This window comes from Haemophilus haemolyticus (assembly GCF_003493685.1).
Classification (GTDB): domain Bacteria; phylum Pseudomonadota; class Gammaproteobacteria; order Enterobacterales; family Pasteurellaceae; genus Haemophilus; species Haemophilus haemolyticus_O.
The window spans coordinates 19158-28913 of sequence record NZ_QQJW01000017.1 but is presented as its reverse complement, the minus strand read 5'-3'; the positions used below and the strand labels follow the sequence as shown (position 1 = coordinate 28913).

Annotated in this window: 10 protein-coding genes; 6 read left to right on the top strand and 4 right to left on the bottom strand. The window is 34.7% G+C overall.

The window, feature by feature from the left end:
- Window positions 1-143: IS3 family transposase (locus DV434_RS10150; protein WP_153065763.1), on the top strand; the 143-nt coding region annotated here is incomplete at its 5' end.
- Between the two features lie 273 nt (window positions 144-416).
- On the opposite strand, the gene DV434_RS10145 is transcribed toward DV434_RS10150, so the two are convergent.
- Complete coding sequence (locus DV434_RS10145) at window positions 417-1460, bottom strand: hypothetical protein (RefSeq protein ID WP_005699267.1); 1044 nt, start codon at window positions 1458-1460, stop codon at window positions 417-419.
- A 10-nt stretch (window positions 1461-1470) separates the two neighbouring features.
- Entirely contained in the window at window positions 1471-1713 is a 243-nt protein-coding gene (locus DV434_RS10140; RefSeq protein ID WP_046938925.1) for an AlpA family transcriptional regulator, read from the bottom strand.
- Between the two features lie 181 nt (window positions 1714-1894).
- Here DV434_RS10140 and DV434_RS10135 point away from each other — a divergent pair, with 181 nt between their 5' ends.
- A complete protein-coding gene (locus tag DV434_RS10135; protein ID WP_049366711.1) occupies window positions 1895-2317 on the top strand; it encodes a hypothetical protein in 423 nt (140 codons plus the stop codon).
- Between the two features lie 483 nt (window positions 2318-2800).
- Here DV434_RS10135 and DV434_RS10130 read toward each other — a convergent pair whose 3' ends face one another.
- Window positions 2801-3169, bottom strand: a complete 369-nt coding sequence (locus DV434_RS10130) for a helix-turn-helix domain-containing protein (RefSeq protein ID WP_005699313.1) — start codon at window positions 3167-3169, stop codon at window positions 2801-2803.
- A gap of 108 nt (window positions 3170-3277) precedes the next feature.
- Here DV434_RS10130 and DV434_RS10125 point away from each other — a divergent pair, with 108 nt between their 5' ends.
- The 3 genes from DV434_RS10125 to DV434_RS10115 are packed head-to-tail and all read left to right on the top strand — an operon-like array spanning window position 3278 to window position 5675.
- Entirely contained in the window at window positions 3278-3793 is a 516-nt protein-coding gene (locus DV434_RS10125; RefSeq protein WP_032827201.1) for a hypothetical protein, read from the top strand.
- A 6-nt stretch (window positions 3794-3799) separates the two neighbouring features.
- On the top strand, window positions 3800-4192 hold the full coding sequence (locus tag DV434_RS10120) for a hypothetical protein (RefSeq protein WP_111696184.1): 393 nt from the start codon (window positions 3800-3802) through the stop codon (window positions 4190-4192).
- Between the two features lie 49 nt (window positions 4193-4241).
- Window positions 4242-5675, top strand: coding sequence for an FtsK/SpoIIIE domain-containing protein (locus DV434_RS10115; RefSeq protein WP_118785496.1), 1434 nt, complete (start codon window positions 4242-4244; stop codon window positions 5673-5675).
- A gap of 27 nt (window positions 5676-5702) precedes the next feature.
- Here the strand turns inward: DV434_RS10115 and DV434_RS10110 are convergent, their stop codons facing one another.
- A complete protein-coding gene (locus DV434_RS10110) occupies window positions 5703-6965 on the bottom strand; it encodes a tyrosine-type recombinase/integrase (protein WP_239994349.1) in 1263 nt (420 codons plus the stop codon).
- 196 nt (window positions 6966-7161) lie between these two features.
- Between DV434_RS10110 and mutS the strand changes: the two genes are divergently transcribed.
- Window positions 7162-9747, top strand: coding sequence for a DNA mismatch repair protein MutS (gene mutS, locus DV434_RS10105; RefSeq protein WP_118785494.1), 2586 nt, complete (start codon window positions 7162-7164; stop codon window positions 9745-9747).
- The last annotated feature ends 9 nt before the right edge of the window (window positions 9748-9756 follow it).

Sequence of the window (9756 nt, the reverse complement as noted above, 5' to 3'; positions counted from 1 at the left end):
GTTTTTATGGTCGGGAATTTAACAGTAGAGAAGAGATAGTTGATGCCGTCAGGGATTATTTGGATTACTATAACCACCGACGGATTCAACTAAAATTAAAAGGACTGAGTCCGATACAATATCGAAAACAATCCTTTAAATAACAGTCTAACTTTTTGGGGTCAGATCAAAAAACTCAACAAATTTTCACCGCTCTTTTTTATCTGGCTTTTTCCCCTTTCGACACCTAAAATAATCGCCATAAAATCTCTCTTTATTCAGTTTCCAAAACAGGTAATGACATGACTTCTGAAGAAAATTTCCAACAGCTGATGCATAAGGCTATGTTTGTTTATTTGCAAGGGTTCACGCGTTTTGGAAATGAAAAGCTACATAATAACCTACACTTATGTAGCTTTTATAGCTGAGGGGGCAAATTATCTCAGAGATGTTTGAGTGAAATACCCAATAGAATTGTCTATGATATCTGGGTATTTTGACCAATCAATGTTGAGTATAAACTTACTTTTACACTTTTCAAGACATCTATTCGTTTTTAGTCTTAAGTTTCTATTCACCTTTGTATCATCATCTACTTTAGCTTGTAGATACGATTTAACCGCTAGAGGAATACTTTTCTCCTCTTTTATATAAGGAAGGAAATCCTTAAATTGAGAGGCGATTTTATTTCTTCTATAAATGAGAATTCTACTGAATGGGTTTTCTAGCATTGAAACCTCCGATAGAAAAAGTGGTTGTTGATATGGCGGTTTTATTCTTAATTCTAAGCGAGTAATGCTCCGCTTAATATGTTCTCTCTTAACTATAAGGTTATTTTGGTAAACATCTTCAACTTCTTGAAATTTTAGTTTCTCATATACTAAAAGGTAAGAACTAGAACGTTGAGAACCAATAGCATAATTGTTCTTACAATCATCTTCGTTACCTAAGAAATTCCGCCCTGTTCTAGCATTAGGAATAGAGAAGTAATAATTTCTTAGAAATCGCTTGCTGTGTACATCAAGGGTAAGATCGATTCGAGTTACTCTACTAGTTTGTAACAGCATATCAATAACCTCTACCCCAATATGTTTCTTCAGCCATTTGATCACATTAGGTATGTCTCTATTTTTTGCATATTGTGGAGATAACTCAAATCTAACTCTAGGCTCATTAAGTTTTCTTGGGAAATCGTAAGATAATAGCAGATAAAAATCAGGATTTTTCATCGAAGTAATTTTTATACCACAGCGGTAATGTTTAACTTTTATACTACATATCTCATATTTTCCAGATCTAACCTGCTTTAACTTATCAAATTTTTTGTATACACCCCAGAATTCTTCAGCTGGTATTATTTTTGATACAAAAGATAGCTTATCAATTCCCATATAAATAGGGTATTTTTTGAAAGTACCTACACAGATAAAGTTATTCTTTCTATAAATAGCATTTCTGTTTACAAGAATGGTATTTTTCATAGCTAATTTCCTATTGAGTTGTTGTATTATTTAATAAATATGCTTGTAACGTGCTAATAGAGTGATTGGAACTTGAATTACATGCACATCCTCTATTTACAATCCATTCATCAATTTCCGTTTCTAACCACGCAACAGCTCTCAATGACAGTTTCTTTGGTGGTGGAAAATCAGATGTTTTGATTAGTCGGTATATAGTTGATTTGGATAACGTTGTTTTTGCCATTACTTGGCTTAGTTTGATTAGTTTCATAAAAACCTCATTTATTACCAAAAGGCGGAATTACCCTTTGCGAGGTTTCCTTTACAGAAGTGAATATTTAGCTATTTTTAGCTCTTAAACTGGCTGACAGTCAGTTATAAATAGCCTAAAATAACTGACTGTCAGTTTTATTAATTTAGTTGCTGACTGTCAGTTGGTTTAAGGAAGAAAAGTGAGTACGAATTTTATTGGACAAACAAGAAAGCAAAAGAGAAATTGTGAAGAGCAACAGCGTAGAAGGAAATCAATCAAGGAACGCTTTCCCAAGACGGTTACATTCCATACTTATGAGGATATTGATGAAAAAATAGCAAGAAGACAGATGAAGATAGCAAAAGCCTTTGAAATAGTAGGAGAAAAGATAAGACAAGCGGAAGTAAAATCTTTAGCTATTACTTATTATATTTATATTCACGCAAGAAAAGAAAAATTAAGAATATTGCGTCAAATCTATAGATATGCAGGTGAGGAAAATATGACTTTAGATAAATTACTTAAGTTGTTAGATAAAAATGTTCCCCTGAAAAAAGAGAAATGGAATCGAGAAATCCTACTTGCTTATTTATTCTTTAGGGATGAAAGAGATAAAAAATAGTGAACTAGGTAAAATTTCAGAGATTTTTACGCTATTTGTACCACAACTATCAAAAAGAACTAATTTTTCGTTATCGTAACTTTTTATCAAACTCCAATGATAGTTAGTCGAGAATAATACTATTGAGTTAGATTGGCTTTCTAGATGAGAAGATATAAGTAAGGGAATTTTTGAGTGTCTTCTTATGTTAGGGTAGTCTATTCTTATTTGCTTATGTATTTTAGCGGTATGATTTAATAAATACTTCATTTGGTGAAGATCCAATCCACTCGTGAGTAGATCATAAATACCCCAGTTATTCATATAAGCTAAAAGTAGCTCGTGAAATAATGGTTTTCGCTTAATTTTCTTATTTGATACGAAATAGACTGCATTTACTATGCTATAAATTCCGCATAAACAGTCTAATTCCCCCTGTTGCAATGCTTTCATGCAAAATAAAAATATGTTTATATATCAATATTTTAACATGTTTTTTAGCATCTACAAAATAGTCTCAAGGAAGACTAAAAGACCACGTTTTTTGTCCGCACTTAACCTATCTAAATGAGCATAAAGTCTATTTCTAATACGATCTTCTGAAACAGGAATAAATTTCTGTTTATCATTAATTTTTTGATCTGATATGCAATCTATAAAAAACCAACTAATTTCGGTATTCAATGCTGCGGCAATTTCGACTAGATGTGCAACATTAATCTTATTTTCACCTCGCTCATAACGAGAAAGTTGCTGTTGTGCGATGCCAATTTGCTCCGATAGCACGGAGGCACTTAATCCAAGCTCTTTACGCTTTTGCTGAATCCGCTTTCCTATCAATCTATCGGTTTCTGTTACTGAAAGTTTCGACATTACCTAGCCTTAAAATCATCTTTTATAGCTATTTTGTAACTGTTTTACTCCTTTAAAAATATCGGTTATAGTATCTTTAAATAATTTTACCTATTTAAGGATTTATTTATGCAACATTCATTTACATTAATTCATTGGTATGGACCTTTTGAGCTTTCTGAAGTGATTGAATCAGATTGGGGAAAAGAGAGAGGGCTCTATTTATTCACAGGCAAACGAAAAGAAGATACAGAAAGCCAAATTCAGTATTGTGGTATTGCAGTACAATCCTATGCTTCTCGATTTAAAGCACACCATAAATACTGGAAAATTGAGAATGAGAAGAAAGTTTGGTTAGGATTAATTGAGTCTACACCTTATCCAAATATGAATGGAGCTTATTTAGCTTACCTGAAAGAGCCTGAACGTTTACTGACATATTATCTACAAGCTCCATTAAATAGCAAAAATCGTACTTTACAACCAAGACCTATGACTGTGATTAATTATTGGTTTGATAAAAATGGAACTCTTAGACAAAAACGAAACCATGTTGCTCAACAAAATATGCCAAGCGTAGTATCCTGGGATGGTGAACAATGGCATTTAGGCGATCTAAAAATTTATCTAGATGAAGAGGAATAATTAGCTATGCAATTAGATGATATGGATATTACTTGTGAATATCTAGAGTATTTAGATGATAGTAATCAATCATATTGGGGAGAATCCCTACCTTGTTGGGTTAAATATAATAGTAAAACAAATATATTGAGTATCAAGTTTGAATACGAACAAGAAGAAAATGAACCTACAACTTATGTGTGGTTTAGCGGTGCAGTTAATACTTTTACTAATCCCTATACAGTTGAGTTAGTATCAAATAAACCTGATGTAACAAAAGAAACCATATGGCTAGAAATAATGAATGATGATGAAGATTGGTATTTTGAAGGTTTAATTACTGATCCTTATACAGAAAATATTGAAGGCATATTGATAAATAAAGTTGAGAAGAGAACTATTTTTATCAATCAAGTTTAGCTTTAATGAAGGTACATAGAGTTTTAGTAGATATCTAATTTGGAAATATATGCAAAAATCTCATTCATTACTATTACCCAAAGATTTATTGTCTAACCACTATAATGTGAATTTGTCTGATATAGAGAAAGCTCTAGCTAAATTTGGTATTAAGAATGCAAAAATTAAGAGTAAGGCTGGTTCTATTGGTATTAACTATCGTATTGAAGCAAAATTTTTAAATGTAGAAAAACTTCTAGATTCTAAAAAATGGGCTAAGTTATTGAATATTCAATCTATTAGAATCACAAAAGATGATTTGGATATATTATGCCTAGAAGTACCATATAGTAATCATCAAATAATTTCACTAAAAGGAATAATTAATTCTGAAGAATTTGTGAATACTAATATAAAACTACCTGTTGCTTTAGGTACTGATACAAAAGGTAATCCTGTAGTGATTGATTTAGCCAAATCCTCTCATTTGTTGATAGCCAGTATGAGTGGAGCAGACAAATCTGTCTGTATTAATACCATTCTTATTAGCTTATTATTTAGATTTAGGGCAGATCAGATTAATTTTATGTTAATTGATCCAAAAGTTGTTGAACTATCGATTTACAATGATATTCCTCATCTAATTACTCCTATCATCACTGATATGAAAAAAGCAGAACAAGCATTATCGTGGTGTATTAATGAAGTTAAACGTCGTTATCGCTTATTTTCTATTTTGAAGGTGAGTGACATTAGTAGTTTTAATGAAAAAATTGATGAATATGAGAATCTTGGAATGCCGATTCCAGATCCAACTTGGAGAGTTGGTGATACATTGGATTTAATTCCTCCGATATTGAAAAAGTTGAGTTGTATAGTAACTATTATTGATGAGTTTGCTGATTTAATGATAGTTGGTGGTAGACAGGTAGAAGAAAGCATTATACATATCTTAAATAAAGCTCATCTAGTAGGTATTCATTTGGTTCTCGCAACACAAAAATTCTCTAGTGATGTCATAACTTCCCTTATTAAAGCTAATATTCCTAGCCATATCACATTGACTGTTGCTAGCGATGTCAATTCTGAGTTTATTCTTAAGGAAAAAAGGGCTGTGCCCTTATTAGAGGCGAGGGATATGCTTTATTCAGAAATAGGATTATCTTCTATCACTCATGTTCATGGTGCATTTGTGAGTAATGATGAAATCGTTAATGTAACTGATTTTTGGCGAAATCAAGGTAAACCGCAATACGTCAAAGATATTTTTGCTACGGAAATTCCTTATATACCTCGCAGAATAGAGAGTGTCCTAGATCCTTTATTTGAAGATATACGAAAATTTGTAATTGAAACTGGAACAGTATCGATTGCAGGGATAATGCGTAAATTTAATATTGACTTTATACGAGCTGTAGAAATAATGGATATACTTGAAATAAATGGCGTGGTATCCAAGCTATCTGAAACATATAGGAGAGAGTTGCTTGTAACAAAAAAATAAAGAAATAGGCAGAAAACTGCCTATTTTTTATGTTATAAGTAAATCGTCTAAATAATCAGCCCATTTTTGTAGCCAAAGTCGACATTCTTTGTCATAGGTATGCAAATTATAAGTCCCCTCAATACCTTTCTTAGAGTGTCCTAGAATAGCTTCGCCAACTTCATTTGGACAGCCTAATCTAGCTAATCCAGTGCGAACTGTTCTGCGTAGATCATGTGGTGACCAGTGCTCAATATCTAGCATTATTCCCTTTTTTCTAAGGGTCCAAGTTCTTTCTGTAAGATATTTTTGCTGAATAGGCTTTTCTTGTAGCCGCATTTGAAAGAGATATTTAGTTGATTTATCAAATGTCTTGATTAGTTCTGCAGCTTGATTAGATAATTGAACATAACGAGATGTACCGGTTTTAGTTTCCCTAAGAAAAATAGTTTTCATCTCTAGATCAATATCGGCCCAAGAAATGGCACAAATTTCTCCTGTTCGACAACCTGTAAGTAATGTTAATAGAAAAACATTTTGAATTTTTTTAGTTAAACTTGAAGTTTTAAGCCATTTTAAAAATATACTTAATTCACGCTGATCAAACGCTCTAGTCCCTTTATTATTAGTAAGCCTAACAGTTGTCATTTTTAGTGTTTCTTTCGCTAATAATGCAGGATTTACAAAATTTTCATCAAATTTATCTAATCCAATAGCAAAACGATACGCTGCTATCCATTCTCTAAGAACATTACCTGCTTGAACACTTGCACCTCGCTCATTAACAATACTTGTAATGTGTTCTGCTATATCTTTTCTTGTAATTGATGAAGCTAGTCTATCTCCAAATGGAATAACAACATCATTGTATAATGTACGCCTAACTTCATCTTGTCCTTTAGGTTTTCTTGCTCCAACTATTAAACGACCATTTTCACTATAGTGATCTTCAATATATTGCGACAAGTAAAGTTCAACAAGATCTTTAACATAAAAGAGTTTTTGAGTTTCTTTCTCTGCTTGTTCTTTCTTAAATTCTTTTAATTCAGCGGCAGGACAACGACCAGATAATCGAATATTCTTCAATTCTTTTAATTGTTTTCTAGCTTCAGCTAAGCTAATTTGAGGATATGAACCTATTTTGACTTGAGTGAGTTTTTTAGTTATAGGGCTAGAATATCTATAAAAAAATGTTTTTATACCAGTTTTACCACAAGTTACCCTTAGACCTGAATACTCACCAATATCAGCTTTATCAAAATCTTTAGGCTTCATCATTTCAATAGTTTTCGTAGTTAATGGCTTTTTCATAGCATTACTCATAAAATATTCTGATAAATTCCGTTTTTTGCTATATGTATATTATACTATAAGCTATAAAAACCTACAAAAAAACCTACATTTTAGTATAGGATTTAGTGAGTCTTCATAAAACCCAATGAAACTACTAGATACAATAAATTTTATATATATTGTTTAAAATCAATATATTAAAAGGATTAAATAGATGATTTCCGAAGAAAATTTCCAACAACATACGCCAATGATGCAACAATATCTAAAACTCAAAGCAGAGAATCCAGATATTTTGTTGTTTTATCGCATGGGGGATTTTTACGAGTTGTTTTATGACGATGCGAAAAAAGCGGCGGCATTGTTGGATATTTCTTTAACGAAACGAGGTCAATCTGCAGGGCAACCAATTCCAATGGCAGGAGTGCCTTATCATGCAGTGGAAGGCTATTTAGCAAAATTGGTTCAGCTGGGTGAATCTGCGGCGATTTGCGAACAGATTGGCGATCCAGCGACGAGTAAAGGACCAGTTGAGCGCCAAATTGTGCGAATTGTTACACCTGGTACAGTAAGCGATGAAGCACTTTTGCCAGAACGCCAAGACAATCTGATTGCGGCAGTATATCAAGAAAAAGAAAAATTTGGCTTGGCAACGTTGGATATGACTTCTGGTCGTTTTCAGCTTTGTGAACCTAAAGATAAAGAAACATTACGTGCCGAATTACAACGTATTGCACCTGTGGAATTACTGTATTGTGAAGAATTTAATGAAATGGCTGCGATTGAACATTGTAAGGGATTACGCCGTCGCCCGATTTGGGAATTTGAACTTAGTACTGCCATTACCTTACTGAATCGCCAATTTGGCACAAAAGATTTACGCGCCTTTGGTGTGGAAAAATCCCCTCTAGGCTTAAGTGCGGCAGGTTGTTTATTACAATATGCAAAAGAAACCCAACGTACCGCATTGCCACATATTCAACGCATTAGCCTGATTCAAAATCAAGACTGCATTCAGTTAGATGCTGCCACTCGCAGAAATCTTGAATTGACGCAAAACCTTGCGGGTGGCACAGAAAATACTCTAGCGTCTGTCTTGGATAAATGCGTTACGCCAATGGGCAGCCGCTTATTGAAACGTTGGATTCACCAGCCTATTCGTGATGTGGAAAGATTAAAACAACGCCAACAAGCGATTGCGGAAATTCTGAATTTTGATTTGGTTGATGAACTTCAGCCTTATTTGCAATTAGTTGGCGATATGGAGCGTATTTTAGCGCGTGTTGCGCTACGTTCAGCGCGTCCTCGCGATCTCACTCGCTTGCGCACGGCGTTAGAACAAATTCCAGCATTACGCACGATTGTTCAACAAAAAATACCGCCATTTTTAACCGCACTTTTCAGACAAATTGCCGATTTCACCGAGCAGTGCGATTTATTGCAACGTGCATTGATTGAAACGCCCCCGCTTTTAATCCGTGATGGCGGCGTGATTGCTGAAGGTTACCACGCCGAGTTGGACGAATGGCGTATGTTGTCTGATGGTGCAACTCAATATTTGGAAAATCTCGAAAAACGTGAGCGTGAAAACACAGGCATTGATACACTAAAAATCGGTTTTAATGCAGTGCATGGTTATTACATTCAAATTAGCCAAGGCCAAGCGCATAAAGCGCCCATTCATTATGTTCGCCGTCAAACCCTGAAAAATGCAGAGCGTTACATTATTCCTGAACTCAAAGAATATGAAGACAAAGTGCTGAAATCAAAAGGCGCCGCGTTAGCATTAGAAAAGCAACTTTACGATGAATTATTTGATTTATTATTACCGCACTTAGGCACCTTACAGCTGGCAAGCCTTGCACTTTCTGAATTGGATGTATTGGTCAATCTTGCGGAGCGGGCAGACACTCTCAATTATGTTATGCCAACATTCTGTGATGAAGTGAGCGTGAAAATTGAAAATGGTCGCCATCCTGTCGTGGAACAAGTATTGAAAGATCCTTTTATCACCAACCCAGTGGAGTTAAATCACAACCGTCATTTGTTAGTTATCACCGGGCCAAATATGGGCGGTAAAAGTACTTATATGCGCCAAACCGCATTAATTACATTGCTGGCGTATATCGGCAGCTTTGTGCCGGCGGACAGCGCGCGAATAGGGCCGATTGATCGTATTTTTACTCGAATTGGTGCGTCTGATGATTTAGCTTCAGGGCGTTCAACCTTTATGGTGGAAATGACTGAAATGGCAAATATTCTTCATCAAGCCACTGAGCAAAGTCTCGTGCTTATTGATGAAATCGGTCGTGGCACATCCACTTATGATGGTTTATCCTTAGCTTGGGCTTGTGCGGAATGGTTAGCCAAAAAAATCCGCTCGCTTACATTATTTGCCACCCATTATTTTGAATTAACTGCATTGCCAGAACAGCTAGAAGGCATCGCCAATATTCATTTAGATGCCCTTGAGCATAACAACACCATCGCCTTTATGCATGCCGTACAAGATGGCGCAGCAAGTAAAAGTTATGGTTTGGCAGTAGCGGCTTTGGCAGGCGTGCCACAATCTGTTATTAAACTGGCAAAACAGAAATTGACACAATTAGAAAAAATATCAGGCCATTCAGCCGATCAGCAAATTCAGGCATTGCGTGAAGCCAATCACACTCAAGGTGAATTATTGTTTGAACAAGAAACGGATGCACTAAGAGAAGCTATTGAAAAACTAGATCCCGATGATTTAAGCCCTAAACAAGCCTTATCGTATTTGTATCAGTTAAAGAAAATGGTGAGGTAACATCTTACA